Consider the following 17,967-nt stretch of genomic DNA (forward strand, 5'->3'; position numbering starts at 1 on the left):
CCGCCTGTATTAACTGTGTGTGGCACGGGCGTCCCGCCTGTGTTAACTGTAGTTAAAATTTACACCTATCCTACGCTAATTCGAGCTTCAAAGTTGGCAACAGCTTTTCTAAATTTCTGAGAGATTTCTGTTGCCAAGGAATATCATTTGAACCCAATACCAAAAGTTGAATCGTTTTCTTTTTTCGGACGCTAATGACAAATTTAGACAGCATACTGATACCAGAACTGTTAACAAATTCCAATTGTTTTAGGTTCAAGGTAATAGTAGGCGGTTCCTCATTGGCGACCTCATCTAACAATTCGGCTATTGGTGCATACTCTGCTGGGCCGCTCAGGCTGAGTTCCCCTTGGAAAGTGAGTGTGACTGATTCTAGATCGTATTGAATGCTGTAATCTTCACCTTTAATTTCTTGAATGCCCATTGTGATTTGGTTTCCTGACTAAAATATTGCGATCGCACAAGAGAGTAAATATTGAAATGCTAGAAACTAGACCCTAATTTGAACCACAGTCGTAACAATGATGGTATCACTATCTGGCCTGGGCTCGAATTTCCAACCTATCTTAGCTGAATAGTCATTAATCATCGTCAGCAATCCCAATCCCGAGGTATCACTTTCCGATTCCGCATTCTTTTCAAGCTGCTGCAAATAAAGTTCATTTGGATCGGAAGCCATAATTTCTTCAATAAACTCCTTCAACTTATTCGCCCCTTCTGAAGTGACACTATTACTGGCAAAAATTACCGCCGTCACCTCTGTTTCACCAATAAAGTGTATGCCAAATCTGACCTTGTAATTGGTATCATCGTTATTAAATTTAATCGCATTTTCTAACAGTTCGTTGGCTACGTAGCTCACAGCTCCCTTGCTTTCTTTTATCCGTTTCTCGCTGCTAGCATCCTCCTCATCCACCGGTAGAAAGCTAGACAAATAATCGGCTACAAAATGAGCTGAAAGCCGGTTGTTGCGCCAGCGCTGTTTGATCGGGCGAGAACTGGGAGTAAATGTAAGTTCTAGGGAGTCGTGTTCAGGAGGAAATTCTTCAATGAATTCTCCAAAGATTTGTGTCATTGTTTTTAACCTTCCAGATGTCATAATTTTTCTCGCTCCAATTGATGTATTAAGGTCACTTGTTGGTGAATTTCCACACGCCATTCCAGTTAGCAGGAATACTCTTTTCTAACAGCGATTGGATGCGTTTTAGGTAAAGTTGACTGGGCTTGTCATCTGGATTTAGGGCTACTATCTGTTCAAAACAAACTATGGCCTTAGCAAAATTTCCCTGACCATATTCTTGGAGTCCCTCCTCAAATATAGGCAAAGTGTGAATTTTGAGCGATCGCACTGGTTCTACTTCAACATCTAACACCTCACAAACTGTAATGGCTTCTTGTCTACCTTTGACAATAGCCCGATCCAAAAAACGGATATGATACTTTTCGGGTTGACTCAAACGTTGTACCACATCTCCAGAAATTAATAAAGATACGCCATAATACTTAGTCAAACCTTCCAGACGAGCGGTGAGATTGACATGATCTGAGATCGCATCTGCTTGCATCCGATTCGCATCTCCAATAATCCCAACCATCGTATCGCCCACATGGATACCAATGCCAATTTTCAGCGGTATCTCCCCATTCATTTTACGGCTTTGATTGTATTTTTGCAACTGCTCCAACTTCACAATTCCTGCCTGAATAGCATCATCCACGCCATCGGGAAAAACTGCCATGACTCCATCTCCAATATACTTGACAATAAAACCGTTGTGCTTGCGAATTTCGGGACTAATTTGCTGTAAATAATTATTGATGAAGTCAAAGTTTTCTTGAGGAGTCATTTGCTCCGCCATCGTGGTGAACGAACGCATATCGGAAAACATAATTGCCATCTCTTTGCTCACGTGATCTCCAAGCTGGAAATCAACCATGCTCTGCTTGCCGAGAAATTGGAGAAATTCATCGGGAACGAAACGTCCGTAAGCCTGCAAAAGTTTCTCTAATTCTTGTTCCCGCGCTTTCACCGTTTGCACCATATGGGAAAATACCTGTGCCAGTTCTCCCAGTGCATCGCTGCGCCCTGCCACATCTGACAATATCTGGGGTTGAAAGCTATTGTTTTTTACAGCAATAGCTGCATCTATGACTTTTTTTACCTGCTCGATGTAAGTCTGCATCTCTCGGTTTTTATGACGGATCTGGTTTTCCAGATCCGTGGAGTGTTGCGTGACAATTTCTACTAAGGTTTCATAGCTATTTTTTTCATCCTCTACTTCCTCAAGTTTTTGGGTCAAATCCTGTAGCTGGGTATGGAGTTCTTCGGGAGATTTAGATGGTGATAAATTTATTTGTGGTTTCATAATTTATACTTCCGAATCGGGAAGCGCAAAATAGTTTGACTCGCTCGCTGTAAAATATTAGAACTTACAGGCGCGGAACTCGAAATCCGGTTTCTGCTTCGATGCTTGACCACTAAATCCAAGATTCCTCGTAGAAACCGGGTTGACGACCGTCAATCGATTTTAGATTTTAGATTTTAGATTTTAGAGGCGACCCCACGGATAAATACGTTCGGCAAGTTTCATGGGATACAGGTTTTTTATTTCTGGGTTCTGAGTCTGCTTTCGGAATGAATCACGTGGCGGGTATCCTGGATGATTTCGGTCAATCATAAATTATGCACAATATTGCCCTGTTGCTTCAATACTAGCAAAGTAATGTCATCAAAAACCTTTTGTTTTCCAATAAATTTTCGCAAATCAGCGATGGTGGCTTCCTTGATTTGTTCGGCGCTCAAATGCCAGTTTTGAGAAAGCACTTCACAGAGTCTTTCCATACCGTAGAATTTTTTGTGCATATTTCTAGCTTCCGGGATGCCGTCAGTATAAAGCACTACCCCGTCCCCCGGCTCTAAGTCTACTAAAACATGGCTAATCCAATCGGAAATATCCTCATCTAAGCCGATGGGAAATCCTAAATCCATCATGTTAATACGCTCAATTTTACCGCCTCTTCTGACTACGAGAGTTTCCTCGTGTTGACCGCTAATACTAACTGTACTGTCTGCGTAATTGAGGAGAGCTAGGCTCAGGTTTTTGTCCGAGTTCATCCGCTGGATATTTTTATAAATAGTGCGGTTGAGGGTATCTAAAAAGCGAACCGGGTCTATTTGTTGAACTTCTTTCAAAGCGCGAACAGCAGCTTGAGTCATTACCATCAAAATCCCGCTTTCTAGTCCGTGCCCGGTGACATCACCAATGCAGAGCGTCACCACCCCCTCAGTACAAAGTACGTCGTAGTAATCGCCACCAACTTCATCCGCTGGTTCCATAAAGCCAGCGATATCTAACTCTGCAATTGCTGCTAATTCCGCAGGTTTGGGCAGAATTAACTGCTGCATTTGTTTGAGGATATCGAGTTCGGCACTCATCCGCAGATTTTCTGTTTTGAGGCGTTGGTTGAGGGCAGAAATTGCCTGATTCGCTTGGGCTAGTTCGGCTGTACGTTCTTCAACTTTATCTTCTAGAGTTTGATATAGCAGAGCATTCTCCAGCGAAATAGCTGCTTGGGAAGATAGAATTTTTAAGACTTCCAATCTGTCAGGAGTAAATGCACCTGGGGCGAGACTATTTTCTAAGTACAAAATGCCGATAGTTTTACCTTGGTTAATTATGGGAGTACACAATACAGATTTAGGTTGGTGCTGAATAATGTAGGGGTCGGGCGCAAAAATATTTTCAGTAGCAATATCATTAATTACCAAGGTTTCTCTGGTACGCCAGACGTAGTTAATGGCAGTGATGGGAAGATTTTGACTTTGAGAGAGGGGAATATTGGGCAAATAGCAGCGCTCGTCTAAGCATTTAGCAACAATCGATAATTGGCCAGCTCTTTCTAAGATGATAGAGCCTTTTGATGCTCCCGCATTTTGGGTCACAATTCGGATCAAAGTTGATAGCAATTCCTCGACGTTTATTACTCCAGATAGGGCTTGAGAAGCTTTAATAACTGTGGCCAAATCCAGCATATTGCCAATATTATTGCTAGTAGAGGTGAGGGTGCAGACTCTAGTTTCCTCGATTGTATCTCCCGCATACAAACTTGTTTTTTGTTCGAGAATCTGGCTGAGTAATTGGGGATATTTTTGTTCTAAATCATGAATTTTTGCTTGAGTTCCCCAGCGAGCATAAGCGTAGTAAGCGTCCGTTAGATAGACGCGGGCAATTTTATCTTTCCCTAATTCAAGGTAGAATTTAGCGGCCAATTCCCCTGCTAGTGCTTCTTCTTGGAGGTATTGGTTTTCTTTGGCCGTAGCAATGGCGCGATCGTACAAATCCATTGCTTCCAGCCTGTGTCCCAATACTCGTGCTATTTCTGCGGCTACTAAGTCATACTTGTGGTGATAATTCATCGGTGCATGGAATGCCCAAGTTTGCATTTTTTCCTGATTGGCTGCAACTTGGTTCAAGTATTGTTCTTGAGCGATCGCATCAGCATGGGGATACAGTGCCACGAGGGCGAGGGAATGGTAAAAATTGTACTGGGGAACCATCATCAACGAGCCGACACCCGCGACATATTGTTCTGCTAGCTGGGCATTTTCCACAGCCCGATCGCGATCGCCAAACAAATAATTCACCACCAATTTAGCAAAATAAACCCCAAAGATGGAAGAGACATTATTTGCTGCCAGCAAAACAGGCAACATTTCATCTTCATTAAAACTCTCCCCAACTAACCGACAATTGTCCTCAGCTAATCCTTGTAAGTTTAATGTAAGTTGTCGCCAGATTTTAGTATAATAAGTCTGATATTCTTGTTTGGAATTAAGCATTAGCTCGATATACTGCTCGTATTTTTGAGCGACAGAGCTTAAGTCTTCACCGCTAAAAAAGCTGTAGATGCAAAGATACATAGCCGAATAGCAAGCATACTCGATATCGCCAGTTTCTAAACCGCTTTGGACTGCTGATACCAAAGACGATATGCTCGATCGACTGGGTTCTTTCCAATGTCTCACGCAAGCATTGTACACCATCACAACTTTCGAGTGAAATTCTTGGGATGGGAATTTATCTAATACCTGCAAAGATAGTTGGCCGTATTGATAGCCTAATTCAATTTCTCCGATTACTTCACAGATTAAACTGCAACAAGCATAGGCATAACTAGCCGGTGCAGAGTTCCCATATTTGCTACAAATATGTGCCATTGTAAACACAACGGCGGGGTAAATTTCTGGACTAGCTAGATAAGCGGCAGAAGCGATCGCGCATAAAATCCTCAAAGCCGCAATTTTATAAGGATCGTTGATTTCGGGCAAATTAGCTAAGGCAGATATCTCTACTGTAACGGGAAGTTCTGTTTCCAAAGAAACACCCAGCATTCCCAAAGCTTGCAATCCAGTATCTACTGCCGATTTCATCTGATTTTGAGCAATATAAGACTGAATTTGCGCTTCGTAAACTCTGAATTGATCGAGGAGATTGTGCGATCGACATAGAACTATTTCCGCCAGTTGGTGCGACAAATCGAAATTGGTATTCAAATATTCGGCTTCAACCGCTTCTACATAAAGATCGATCGTCAAGTCGTATAAATTTGTCCAGCTATCCTCTGCTAGCAAATTTCTGCCGATAGTTAAATAATCCACGGCAGCAGCATAAGCTGTAGAAGTTTTAGCTTTACGTCCCGCAATTAAATTCAAGGAAGCTAGTTGATTTCTTTCGGTGCGATCGCCAATTAATCCCACTCCAACATTCAAGTGGTTGACAATATCAAATATCCGATATTCTTTTTCATCTTCAGGGGTATTACTCAACAACAATCTGCCAATTTTTAGGTGAGTTGACTGTTTGGCATCATCGGGAATCAAAGAATAAGAAGCTTGTTGAACGCGATCGTGCAAAAATTTGTAACTGGGCAATTGACAATCGGCAACAGCTAATGGTGCAGACTCCCCATCATCTGCAAAAAATTTGTAAACTTCACTTTGCGGTAAAATTAGACCTTCTTGCAATGCTTTCCATAAATTAGCCGCAGTGTCTATTTGAGATTTTTCACAAACAACTGCTAAGGTTTCTAAATCAAATTGACTGCCAATACAAGCAGCTAGTTTTAAAATATTTTGAGTAGTTAGCGGCAATTTTTGCAATTGATTCGCCATAAATTCGACGACATCATCGCTGACTGTCAATTCTCTAATTTTAGTAATATCACACTGCCAACCACCCCTTTCTCCGCCATCTAACGGGGTAAAATCGAAATAGATCAACTTATCTTCATGCAGCCTTTTGAGGAATTGATTGCTAAAAAAAGGATTGCCTTTAGTTTTTTGAAAAATCAATTCGGTTAAAGAAATCGATCGATACGGCGGACAACTTAAAGCATCAGCAACTAGACGATTTAAGTCGATTTTTGAAAGTGGCGCGAGAGTAATTTTATTAATGATAGGGGCGGGTCGATCGCTACTGCGATTTGGTAGATTGCGAATCTCTGATAAAGTCAACATTAATGGATGAACGCTGGAAACTTCATTATCTCGATAAGCGCCAATTAGCAGCAAATGTTGACCCTCTGATTCGCCTAGCAACAATTGCATTAGTTTCAGAGATGCTGAATCGGCCCATTGCAAATCATCTAAGAATATTACTAAGGGGTGATTTTTTGTAGCAAAGACACGAATGAACTTTTGAAATAACTGATTGAAACGATTTTGTGCAGGACTGGGTTCTAATTCCTGGACAGCAGGTTGCTTGCCAATTAGCAGTTCTAATTCTGGGATAACATCAATAATTACCTGAGCATTATCGCCTAAAGCGGACAAGATTTGGGCTTGCCACTGCTGAACTTGAGTAACACTTTCTGTCAGTAATTGCTGCAGGAAACTTTGCAAAGCTTGCACCCATGCTGAGAAGGGAATATCGCGCCTGAATTGGTCGAATTTCCCTTTGATAAAGTATCCCCGCTGCTGGACGATTGGCTTGTGAACTTCGTTAACCACAGCGGTTTTGCCAATCCCGGAAAAGCCTGCTACCAACATGATTTCGGTAGTAGCTGTACGGGGCAGTTTCTGAGGCTCTCGGCTGCTACTAGGGGAAACCTCCAAATCGGCGGCTGCGGAATTTTCCTGGGGACAGGCGACGCGGTGGAAGGCTGCTAATAAAGCCAAAACTTCGGTTTCTCTGCCGTAAAGTTTTTCGGGAATGACAAAGCGTTCGGAAATGTCTCTGCTGCCTAATTCAAACAGTTGAATAGTGCCATGTTCTGAGTAGTCGTTTAAGCATTTTTCTAAATCGTGTTTGATGCCACCAACTGTTTGATAGCGTGCTTCCGCTGTTTTCGCCATCAGTTTGAGCACTATGTCATTCAATACTTGGGGGATGGCAGGATTGAGGGCGATCGGGTGAATTGGCTGGCGAGCAATGTGAGAGTGAACCAATTCCATCGGCTCGGTAGATTGGAATGGCAATTGTCCTGTCAACATTTCGTAAAAAGTTACTCCAAGCGAGTAAAAATCGGTGCGGTAGTCAATCCCACGATTCATTCTTCCAGTTTGTTCGGGAGACATATAAGCTAATGTCCCTTCTAAGATATTGGGAGTTTTAATTTCTGGATTTTCGCGAGGCAAAAGCGAGGAAATACTAAAGTCTATTATTTTAACTTCTTGAGTTTTAGGGTTAATTATAATGTTCTGTGGCTTGATATCTTTGTGAATAACTTGGCTGTTATATATTGCTTCTAAACAAAAGCAAATTTTAATGGCAATTTGTAAAAACTTTTCTAGGCTATTGGTAATTTTATCCTTGAGATCCCAAGCATCAGTGGTGATGTATTCTGCTAGAGAAATTCCGCCAAAATCCTCCATCACTAAGGCAAAACCGTTACGGTATACTTCCAGACTCAAGTGTTTGACTGTACCGGAATTTTCAATATTTTTGGCAATGGTGTATTGATTGCGAAACTGCACCAGTTCGCTGAAAGTGGGATACTCAGATTTGAGCAGTTTGATGACGACTGGTTGATTGTCGGGTTCAGAAAAACCTCGGTAAACGAAGGTTCTGGCGCCTGAGTAGAGGTGTTCGATCGCCCGGTAGCCGGGAATTGAGATCGGGGTCATAGTTGCTATACTAGATGTTGAAGGAAGAGGGCACAAATCGATGGAGCGATGCAATTGGGGGCAATGGTTTCAGCAATTCAGAACGTACATACCAACGCTCAGGTTGCTAAATCCTAGTCAGCTTTTAGTCCAAGCAATATAAAAAAGTTGGGGGTCATTAGTGATTAGTTTACTACAGCCTGCAAGGTTTAGGGAAGAGTTGACCAAAAAACAATGATCGATCGCTAACCGATCGCCAATCACATCAATTTTGTTAAAAACCTTTGAAGCGCTTGCTTCGTAGGAGCGATCGCCTGGTAAAGTCACATTTGGGATATTCAGGTTCCTGTTGGTTGAATTCCGTACAAATTTCTTGGTACATCGCTATTTTTTTATTGTCGGAAATAGAGTTATAAAAATTTGCGTTTTGGTTCTTGACTACTGGTGCGAATTGCGGATATAGTTCGTCTTGCTCGACTCGCGGCTGGTCGTAGAAAGCTTTGATGGCTGGTGTAGTTGAAAGATGCTGTTTCTCATTTATTTAGATACCCGAATAGATATTTAATCACTAATGGGGTAGAGCCAGCGTTTTATATTTTTATGTAGAAATCTTTATATAAAACACAGCCGATGATACTAAATATCGTTTTTTACAAGAGCAGCGATGGGTGAATAAAGCAAGAAGGAAAACAGCTCGGACTTAATCCTTTTTCTTGATAACAAGCAAGGTAATGTCATCAACTACCATTTGTTCTCCAATAAAGTCTCGCAAATCAGCGATGGTGGCTTCCTTGATTTGTTCGGCGCTCAAATGCCAGTTTTGAGAAAGCACTTCACAGAGTCTTTCCATACCGTAGAATTTTTTGTGCATATTTCTAGCTTCCGGGATGCCGTCAGTATAAAGCACTACCCCGTCCCCCGGCTCTAAGTGAACTAAAACATGGCTAATCCAATCGGAAATATCCTCATCTAAGCCGAGCGGAAATCCTAAATTCATGGTGTCTATCCGCTGGATTTGCCCACCTTTCCTGACCACAAGAGTTTCCTCATGTTGACCGCTGATACTAAGTGTGCTATCCGCATAGTTGAGCAAAGCTAGTGTCATATTTTTGTCGGAGTTCATGCGCTGGACATTTTTATAAATAGTGCGGTTGAGGGTATCTAAAAAACGCACCGGGTTGGATTCTTGCATTTCCTGAAGAGTGCGGACAGCAGCTTGAGTCATCACCATCAAAATGCCGCTTTCCAATCCGTGTCCGGTGACATCACCAATGCAAATCGTGACAACCCCGTTAGTACAAAGTACGTCGTAGTAATCACCCCCTACTTCCGAGGCTGGCTCCATAAATCCGGCAATATCTAAATCTTCAATGGCTGCAAGTTCAGCAGGTTTGGGCAGAATCAACTGCTGCATTTGTTTGAGCAGATCGAGTTCGGAGCTCATGCGGAGGTTTTCCGCTTTCAGGCGCTGGTTGAGAGTGGCAATTTGTTTAGTGGCTTTGGCGAGTTCAGAGGTACGTTCTTTGACTTTATCTTCTAGAGTTTCAAAGGATTCTTGCAGTTGTCTCGCCATGCTGTTAAAGGAATTTCTTAAGGTTTCAATTTCCAAAATCCGACTGGAAGCAACGTTCTGGTTAAGAGCACCACCTGCTAGATATTCTGAAGCTTGAGCAATTTGGTTCAGGGGGCGAGTAATCCAGCTAGCGGTGAAAATACCCACTCCAACAGAGACAATGAGAGCCACAATACACAGCAAAATAGTCTGCCGAGTGTGAGCATAAATTTGCGGCATAAAGTCCGCTTCAGGAACTACTACTACACTCAGCCAATTGAGGCCGTACTTGTCAGTTAGCGGAGAAACTTGGATAAATTGCCGCTCACCCTTAAACTTAAAGTCAAGTTGAACAGTTTGATGGATGTCTTCCAAACGCTTGAAGCGATCGAGCAGATAAACCACACTTTGACGCATCAGCGGGTTGCTGCTTTCCTGTGCTTTGAGCCGCTTTGTATCTTTGCCTGTTCCCACCGAAAGAGGCTGTTCTTTAACCGAACTGGCTATTAACTCACCCTGGGCTTCAATGATAAATACTTGACCGGAATTACCGACCCTTAAGGTTTGCAGGAAGTGGCGAATTTGATCTAGTCCCATCTGGCAAGTCAGCACGCCAATTAGTTTCCCTTCGGCATCATAATAGGGTAGACTCGCATTAATTTGCAGTGTACCGTAGCCAAAATTAATATAAACTTCACTCCAAGCTGCCTGTTTCTTCTCAACAGCTACTCTGTAAAAAGGGCGCGTGCGAACGTCATAATTGGGGGTGTTTTTTTCGATTGTTGTCGGGTTTCCATTATCGTCAAGGTTGTAATATATCAAGTCGCCACCCCCCGGAATCAGTTGCTGGGCAAGCTGAGGTTGTTCAAGTCCAACCAGCCGATTTACCCAACCCACACGCAGGTACTGACCTTTTTCGTTGGCAATTCCCGCGTGACCGATCGACTTAAATTGCAGAACTTGTTTCCAAAAATATGGTCTAGCTTGCTCCAAATCGTCAAAGTTCAACACCCCCAAAGGTAAAACATCCTGATTGATCTGATTCACCAGTGGCGGAGCTTCCAGATAGGTTTGAACACGTTCGTAAACTCTCGCACTCACTTCGTGGCGCAACTGACTAACAATATCGTTGACTATCTGCTCTCCGTTTCTGTAAGAGAGATAGCCAACGCAGCCAACAGCCGCCAAAATTTGGAGAACAAAGGGAACTACCAAGACATTGCGGAGACGGATTTTGCCCGCTCTGGGGACGATCGCACTTTTTTGAGAAACCATTGTTAAAAACACTCCCAGCGGGCAGTTTTTTGTTACAAGACTTGATAATGGATATATTAATAGCGACAGACAATGTTATCATATCAAAAACTCAACCAACATCAAAAAATTCTGCGTTCATCAGCGCTCATCAGCCTGCATCAGCGGTTAAAATAAAACAATAAATCCCAACAAAAATGCAAATTACTCAATCCCTCCACAGCGCCATCCTCATCTCCAACCTGGAACAATCCCAACACTTTTACAGCACCGTACTAAAAATGCAAAAAATCGATCGAGACTTAAAATTTCCCGGAATCTGGTATCAAATCGGCGACTTCCAGCTCCACCTAATTTTAGGTGAAACAATTATCCCAGATGCCGTAGACAAGGCTAAATGGGGACGCAACCGACATCTAGCATTTTCTGTTGCTAACTTAGAAGCAGCCAAACAGCAGTTAATCGCTCACAATTGCCCGTTTCAAATGAGCGCGTCAGGTCGATCGGCATTATTTACCCAAGATCCCGACGGCAACATCATCGAACTCAGCGAGTAAGTAATGAAAATCATCGCTTATTCTTACACCGAACCGCTACTCGAAGCAGCACCCGCACCGGAAATTTGGGGTCAAGAAGTCGATCGCACCTATCAAGACTTAGGAGGGCGGCAGCAACTTCAGCAACTCCTCAAAGACTGCCAAACAGAACCAGTCAAATACTTATTAATTCAGCGGTTTGAAGAACTAGGCGACACATTGCAGCAAGTGTGTTCGCACCTCGCCCAACTCGAAAACCTCGGCGTCGAAATCATCGTACAAGCAGAAACAGAACCGCGAAACCGCCAAAACTTGCTGCACATCCTCGCAGAAATCCAGCGCAGCCAACACAGCCGGAGTATTCGCAAAGGACACGCGCGCAACCGCATCAAATCGCGGATTCCACCGGGTAAGGCTCCTTACGGCTACCGGCGCGGCAAAGATTGTTATACGATCGATAAAACCACCGCCCCCACCGTCAAAGATTTTTTTGAACACTTTTTAATTTACGGTTCCTTGCGAGGTTCCGTGCGGTATTTAGCCAAGAAATATAACAAGAAAATCTCTGTAAGTACCGGCCGCCGCTGGCTGACAAATCCCGCCTACCGAGGTGATTTGGAATATCAAAACAGCCAAGTAATTTCTAACACCCACGTCCCGATTATTTCCAGAGAAGAAGCCGCCCAAATAGACAGGTTGCTGCGCCGCAACCGCTGCCTTTCTCCTCGCAGCGCTAGCGCCCCACGTTCCCTCGCAGGTTTAGCAATTTGTGCCGAATGCAAATCGCCCATGACAGTTGCCAAAGTCACCTCCTACCGCAAAGAAAAAGAATACCTTTATTTGCGACCGATTAACTGTCCAAAACAGCCTAAATGTAGCGGTATTTCCTACGATGAAGTATTGCAATTAACCATCGCCGGTATTTGTCGGGATTTACCCGATGCTGTTGCTGGGTTGCAAATGCCGAATATGAATGGAATGAAAGCAGGAATTGTCAGGGCGATCGCATCGAAACAAGAAATCATAGAGCAACTTTCTGGCCTGATTGAAAGCGGCATTTTAGACACCGAAACGGCAGAGTTTAGAGCCTACAAAATCCGCACCGAAATTGCCGAACTGCAAAGCAAATTAGCGCAACTACCCCCAGTAAATTTGCGAGAAATTGCCCAAACAGTTTCCCTGCCGCAATTTTGGCTCGATTTATCAGAATCAGAACGCAGGTTTTACTTTCGAGAATTTATCGATCGCATTGAAATCGTCCGGGAAAATACAAATTGGAAACTGCAAATTATTTTCATCTTTTGATGAGTTCGGCTATAAATTAGCAATTAGCTTTAACCTGAGATGTTGCACCCTTCTCAAGAACGGGCTCTCCGGCCCGTTCCACAAAGAGTAGATTTTCTTGTGGAACAGGCCGAAAAGCCTGTTCCTAAAAGGCTAATTAAGAATGGTGCAAGATGTGAGTTTAACTAACTTTTTTAGCTTTTAGCCAATAGGCGATCATCTCTCCTTTTCCTTTAACCTCGATCGCACCTCTTTCCTCAAATAAATACCGATCTTTTAACAGTTCGTAAATAGCAGTAGTAACTTGAATATATCCCGGTAATCCGTGACATTCCATCCGAGAAGCAACATTAACAGTATCTCCCCACAAGTCATAGATAAATTTTTTAGTGCCAATTACGCCAGCAACTACGGGCCCTGTATGAATGCCAATCCGAATGTGAAATGGTTCGCCTCTGTCAGTTTGAAAATCAGCGATCGCTTCCTGCATATCCAAAGCCATATTCGCGATCGCTTCTACATGATCTGCCCTCGGCACAGGCAACCCCCCCGCTACCATATAAGCATCTCCAATTGTTTTAATTTTTTCCAAACCGTGTTTTTCAGTTAGTTGGTCAAACCTTGAAAAAATCTGGTTCAGTAAATTTACCAATTCTAGGGGTAACATTCTAGCAGCAATAGACGTAAAATCGACAATATCGGCAAAAAGAACTGTTGCTGAATCAAACCTCTGGGCAGGAGAACCCTCGCCCTTTTTCAAATTTTCAACAATCGCTGCTGGTAAAATATTCAGCAATAAATGATCCGACTTTGTTTGAGCAAGCCGTAAAGCTACCTCCACTCCCTGCCGCTCTTTAATTTCGTTTTGCAAACGTTCGACAAGTTCTTGGTATTGCTTCGTTTGCTCTTGAAGTAACTGTTGTTGACTTTGAATTGTTAACTGATTTGCCACTCGTGCCAATACTTCTTTACCTTGAAAAGGTTTAGTAATATAGTCAACTGCTCCCACCTCAAAAGCTTTCACCTTATCTAAAACGTCATCTAAGGCGCTTAAGAAAATCACGGGAATCGAACTGGTTTTTGGTGAAGCTTTCAACTGTGCACATACCTCATATCCATTCATCTCTGGCATCATCACGTCCAGCAAAATTAGAGTCGGCGGAAACTCTTGCACTGTAGCGATCGCCCTTTGCCCGTTCAGCGCTTTACGAACCTGATACCCTTGTGTCGTCAAAATTGTAGATAAAAGCCGCACGTTATCTGGCTTATCATCAACTACTAAAATGTTTGCTTGAATTGTAGGAGATTGATGGCTGTCCATGCGATCGCTCACGGTAGTTTGTTAAGAGAAAAGATATTAACACTTAAGAATTTTACCTCAAAAAAAACGAAACAGTAGAAATTCCAATTAGCTCTCCTAAAAACTGATGGCAAGGAGACGCTATTGGGGCGGAATGTTAGGTCTTTTTTAAATAGAATAGCCTCCTAAGTTTAGATTAGTTGAAAATTGGTATCTTCACAGCGTTGAACTGCTGACTGCGTTATATCTATAATATCGTCAAAGAGGAAATCCTCCACTAAAGTAGTTAAATATTCGGCGGCGAAAGCAAACTCACTCGGCATTTCCTCAATCAACTTGACAATTTTATCGTCGCAACATTCATGAGCAGCATGAGATATCTTTTCTACCCACTCAACAGGCATTTGAGCGAGTTGTGACTCGACAGATTGATTGCTAGTCACTCCGCTAATTTCGCTTTCATTTTCTAGTGGTGTATCAACAGATTCCTCGTAAATGTAACGCACTCCTAAAAGGTCTTCCATTTTCGCAAATAATATCTTTGCCTCGAAGGGTTTACGAATGAAATCATCGCAGCCTGCTCCTAAAATAGTTTGTCGTTCCTCTTCAAAAGCGCTAGCAGTAAGAGCAACTATTACAGTTTGTTTTCCGAGAGGATGAGCTTTAATTTTTCTGGTGGCTTCATAGCCATCCATGACAGGCATCTGCATATCCATCCAGATCAGGTGCGGTTGCCAATCCTCCCATACAGCAATAGCTTCTTCACCATCTCTAGCTTCTCGCACGAGGATGCCTAGTGGTGACAATAATCTCTCTATGACTAGGCAGTTATCGGCGCGATCGTCCACAACCAAAATCCGGTATTCTGGTTGATTCGGTGCTAAACTAATGACTTTTTTCTGCGGTTTAAGGATTTTAATCTCGCTGGGAGTGGCAAGGGTGATTTGAATATCAAATACAAACTTACTTCCCAACTCAGGTGTACTGCTGACAGTAATATCTCCTCCCATCATTTGTACAAATTTGCGGCTAATTGGTAAACCTAATCCAGTCCCCTGTTGAGACTTTTGACCTGTTTTTGTTTGCTCAAAGGGTTCAAATAACTTGTTCATCTCTTCAGGGGCAATGCCAAGGCCAGTATCTTCAATTTCAAACTGAAGGCGTAACAATTCCGGGCGAAGGTCATTCGCGTCTACAGAATCAAAGTCCCCCAACCTTTCGGACTGATTAAAACCAGTGCACCATCCGGGTTTTTTTTGTATAGCTGCGGTTTCAACCGCTAAGCTTTCGGAATGTTCAGAACCCGCGCCGGCAAGTTTTGTTTGTGTGTCGGACAACTCTGCAGTTTCAGCCCCCAAACTTTCTTCTACCTTCTTTTTCACTCGCAAAGTAACGCTACCCCTCTCTGTAAACTTGATCGCATTTCCTACAAGGTTAATCAAAATTTGCCGCAATTTACCTTCGTCTCCAGTAACAAAGTGTGGTATGCCGTCACCCACTTCCAAATTTAGCTGCAATTTTTTAGATTTAGCTTTTAATCGAAACATTTCTTCTAAGGTTTTTAGCAAGCGCATTAAATTAAAACTGCTTTCATTAAGCTGACTTCGGCCCGCTTCAATTTTGGACATTTCCAAAATGTCATTAATTAGCGCAAGCAAGTGTTCGCCGGCGCGATTAATAATTTCTAGGTGCTGCTGGTGTTGATTGTTGAGAGATGAATCGCGCACCATCACCTGACTAAATCCGAGAATGGCATTTAGGGGAGTCCGCAATTCGTGGCTCATAGAAGAAAGGAATTCGCTCTTGGCGCGGTTAGCTGTATCAGCAGCTACGACAGCTTTTTGTAATGCTGTTTCTGCTAATTTACGTTCGGCAATTTCTGTTTTGGCTTGTTCAAAAAGGGTGCATTGCTGAATGGCAATTGCTAGCTGCACGGAAATTTGCTTGAGAGATTCTATCTCAGAAGAGTTCCAATGCCTGTGACTGCGGCAGTGATGAGCAATGAGTAGCCCCCATAGTTTTTCACCTTGCAAAAGGGGAACCACGAGGTTAGCTTTAACTTCCAACTCGCTCAGTAAATTAATATGGCACTCTGAAATACCTGCCGTATAAATATTGTCGATCGCGCGAATGTGTCCCTGCGCGTAAGCAGAAATGTAGCCTTCTCGAAAACAAGGGTCATTAATGTCAATTCCCAAAATCGGCATTGTATCGGCTGCTACCGACTCGACGGCTACCAATCCACTCCAATCAGGGTTAAAGCGGTAAATAATAGTCCTGTCTGTTGACAAAAACTGGCGGACTTCTTCCACAGCCATTGTCAGCACTTCTTCGAGGTTAAGAGAGGAACGAATTCGCTCTTGAATAGCATTCACGAGCCGCTCCCTTTTTACTTGTTGCTGCAAGGCTCTTTCCGCCCGTTTGCGAGGAGTAATATCTACTCCATAACCAACGCACTCCACAGGTAGGCCCGCAGCATCTTTGACTAACTTAACCTCATCGTATATCCAGCGATAACTACCGTCTTTGTGCCGTTCGCGGTATTCGTAGGAAATCGATTCTTTTTCCAATATCTGAGCGTATGAAGTAGCCACAATCTCTCGATCGTCTGGGTGAATGAGGCTATGCCAATCAAGGGAACCCTCAAGAAATTCTCTGGCTTCGTAACCAATCATTGAAACAATATTATCGCTGACAAATGTTACATCAAAATTTTCCCCTAATTTGCAGCTAAAAATCACCGCCGGAGTAGTCGCCAGTAAATATTGCAAGCGTTCGGTGACAGAGCGCAATTTTAACTCGGCTTGCTTGCGATCGCGAGCTTCCATTGCTAAAGCTGCAATCTGCGCCACATAGCTAGCGAAGCTTTGTTCGTCGAGCGTCCAATTCCTGGTCGTTCCCTGATGTTCTAAACAAATTACACCCGCAATTTGCCCTTTATGGGTAATAGGAACATCTAGCATCGACGAGATGTTTAAAGGCATCAAATAAGATTCGCTAAATTCTAGGGTGCGCGGATCGGTTTTGGCATCAACTGCTGCGAGTACCTGTTCTGTATTCAAAGCTTGGAAATAGCTAGGATAGTCAGCAACTTTCAGTTCTGCACCCGCGCTGTGTTGATTGGGCGTCAGTTCGTAAAGATCCGCACAGCACATTGCGGATTTATCTTCCTGATAAAACCAAATACTTGCCCTATCGACATTCAGGGTAAGAGTTGCCATTTGCGTAATCTCTCTCAACGCCTCGCTGATATTTCCCTCGTAGATACTAGAATTTTTAGCTAATTCTAGCAAACCATTTTGTTGTTCTGTTAACCTAATTTCTCGTTCGCGCAAAGCGGATTCAGCGGCTATTTTTTCTTTAATTTCTGCTTCTAAATAACCGTTGATTTTTCTCAACTGTCCGGTGCGTTCTTGAACTTTAATTTCTAAGTCATCATAAGCGTGGCGCAACGCTAATTCTGCCTCTTCACGCACAGCGATCTCACTCTGCAACTTGCAATTTATCGCCTCTAATTCTTGGGGGGTTTTTAAAGACAAAAACTGGGGCAATAGTGTTACCATCGAGGCGGCGGTGTAGCAGGAAACCAGTGCAGTAATTCCTTTTTCAATCCCCGACAGCCAATAAGCGGAATGCCACAACGTCCAAATGTCTAGCAAATGACCCGTGCCGCACAGAATAATAAATGCACCAAATAAACCAAATATTCCTAAAAAAGGAACATCGCGCCGCTTGAGGATAAAATAAATTAGCATCGCCGGAATTGAATAGTAGGCGATCGCGATTAACAAGTCCCCAGTTACGTGCAGCCACACTAAAGGCGTTTGCCAAAGATAGCAATGACCGTGAGGCATATACTGAGTTGGGGAAAAGATAGTTTTGAGTGCTTCCCACATAATAGTTGTTATTGGCAGATAAGATGGATTTGATGATGCCT

At 43.0% G+C, this 17,967-nt stretch carries 9 protein-coding genes; 2 read left to right on the top strand and 7 right to left on the bottom strand.

Annotated features, from left to right (window positions below):
- Nucleotides 1-70: 70 nt before the first annotated feature.
- The 5 genes from QUB16_RS23480 to QUB16_RS23500 form a co-directional block, all read right to left on the bottom strand.
- The gene (locus tag QUB16_RS23480) at nucleotides 71-424 is read right to left on the bottom strand and encodes a slr1659 superfamily regulator (protein ID WP_333319858.1); all 354 of its coding nucleotides are present in this window, start codon (nucleotides 422-424) and stop codon (nucleotides 71-73) included.
- A gap of 66 nt (nucleotides 425-490) precedes the next feature.
- A complete protein-coding gene (locus QUB16_RS23485) occupies nucleotides 491-1,099 on the bottom strand; it encodes a DUF6272 family protein (RefSeq protein WP_333319860.1) in 609 nt (202 codons plus the stop codon).
- 31 nt (nucleotides 1,100-1,130) lie between these two features.
- Nucleotides 1,131-2,366 (bottom strand): adenylate/guanylate cyclase domain-containing protein, encoded by a 1,236-nt coding sequence (locus QUB16_RS23490; RefSeq protein ID WP_333319862.1) that lies wholly within the window; start codon nucleotides 2,364-2,366, stop codon nucleotides 1,131-1,133.
- Between the two features lie 308 nt (nucleotides 2,367-2,674).
- On the bottom strand, nucleotides 2,675-8,125 hold the full coding sequence (locus tag QUB16_RS23495; protein WP_333319864.1) for an AAA family ATPase: 5,451 nt from the start codon (nucleotides 8,123-8,125) through the stop codon (nucleotides 2,675-2,677).
- Nucleotides 8,126-8,804: 679 nt separating this feature from the next.
- Nucleotides 8,805-10,931 carry a SpoIIE family protein phosphatase gene (locus QUB16_RS23500; RefSeq protein ID WP_333319866.1) on the bottom strand — a complete coding sequence of 709 codons (2,127 nt, stop codon included), beginning with the start codon at nucleotides 10,929-10,931 and terminating at the stop codon, nucleotides 8,805-8,807.
- A 176-nt stretch (nucleotides 10,932-11,107) separates the two neighbouring features.
- Here QUB16_RS23500 and QUB16_RS23505 point away from each other — a divergent pair, with 176 nt between their 5' ends.
- Nucleotides 11,108-11,467, top strand: a complete 360-nt coding sequence (locus QUB16_RS23505; RefSeq protein ID WP_333319869.1) for a VOC family protein — start codon at nucleotides 11,108-11,110, stop codon at nucleotides 11,465-11,467.
- A gap of 3 nt (nucleotides 11,468-11,470) precedes the next feature.
- Nucleotides 11,471-12,751, top strand: coding sequence for a recombinase family protein (locus QUB16_RS23510; RefSeq protein ID WP_333319871.1), 1,281 nt, complete (start codon nucleotides 11,471-11,473; stop codon nucleotides 12,749-12,751).
- A 160-nt stretch (nucleotides 12,752-12,911) separates the two neighbouring features.
- On the opposite strand, the gene QUB16_RS23515 is transcribed toward QUB16_RS23510, so the two are convergent.
- Together QUB16_RS23515 and QUB16_RS23520 are read right to left on the bottom strand one after the other, a co-directional pair.
- Nucleotides 12,912-14,051: an adenylate/guanylate cyclase domain-containing protein gene (locus QUB16_RS23515; RefSeq protein ID WP_333319885.1), complete on the bottom strand. Its 1,140-nt coding sequence runs from the start codon at nucleotides 14,049-14,051 to the stop codon at nucleotides 12,912-12,914.
- Nucleotides 14,052-14,221: 170 nt separating this feature from the next.
- The gene (locus tag QUB16_RS23520) at nucleotides 14,222-17,926 is read right to left on the bottom strand and encodes a GAF domain-containing protein (RefSeq protein WP_333319873.1); all 3,705 of its coding nucleotides are present in this window, start codon (nucleotides 17,924-17,926) and stop codon (nucleotides 14,222-14,224) included.
- Between the last annotated feature and the right edge of the window lie 41 nt (nucleotides 17,927-17,967).

It is taken from the genome of Microcoleus sp. D3_18a_C4 (assembly GCF_036702415.1).
Lineage (GTDB): Bacteria > Cyanobacteriota > Cyanobacteriia > Cyanobacteriales > Microcoleaceae > Microcoleus.

Coding starts and splice junctions, on each gene's coding strand:
- QUB16_RS23480 (WP_333319858.1), bottom strand. CDS start 424: ATGGGCATTCAAGAAATTAAAGGTGAAGATTACAGCATTCAATACGAT.
- QUB16_RS23485 (WP_333319860.1), bottom strand. CDS start 1,099: ATGACATCTGGAAGGTTAAAAACAATGACACAAATCTTTGGAGAATTC.
- QUB16_RS23490 (WP_333319862.1), bottom strand. CDS start 2,366: ATGAAACCACAAATAAATTTATCACCATCTAAATCTCCCGAAGAACTC.
- QUB16_RS23495 (WP_333319864.1), bottom strand. CDS start 8,125: ATGACCCCGATCTCAATTCCCGGCTACCGGGCGATCGAACACCTCTAC.
- QUB16_RS23500 (WP_333319866.1), bottom strand. CDS start 10,931: ATGGTTTCTCAAAAAAGTGCGATCGTCCCCAGAGCGGGCAAAATCCGT.
- QUB16_RS23505 (WP_333319869.1), top strand. CDS start 11,108: ATGCAAATTACTCAATCCCTCCACAGCGCCATCCTCATCTCCAACCTG.
- QUB16_RS23510 (WP_333319871.1), top strand. CDS start 11,471: ATGAAAATCATCGCTTATTCTTACACCGAACCGCTACTCGAAGCAGCA.
- QUB16_RS23515 (WP_333319885.1), bottom strand. CDS start 14,051: ATGGACAGCCATCAATCTCCTACAATTCAAGCAAACATTTTAGTAGTT.
- QUB16_RS23520 (WP_333319873.1), bottom strand. CDS start 17,926: ATGTGGGAAGCACTCAAAACTATCTTTTCCCCAACTCAGTATATGCCT.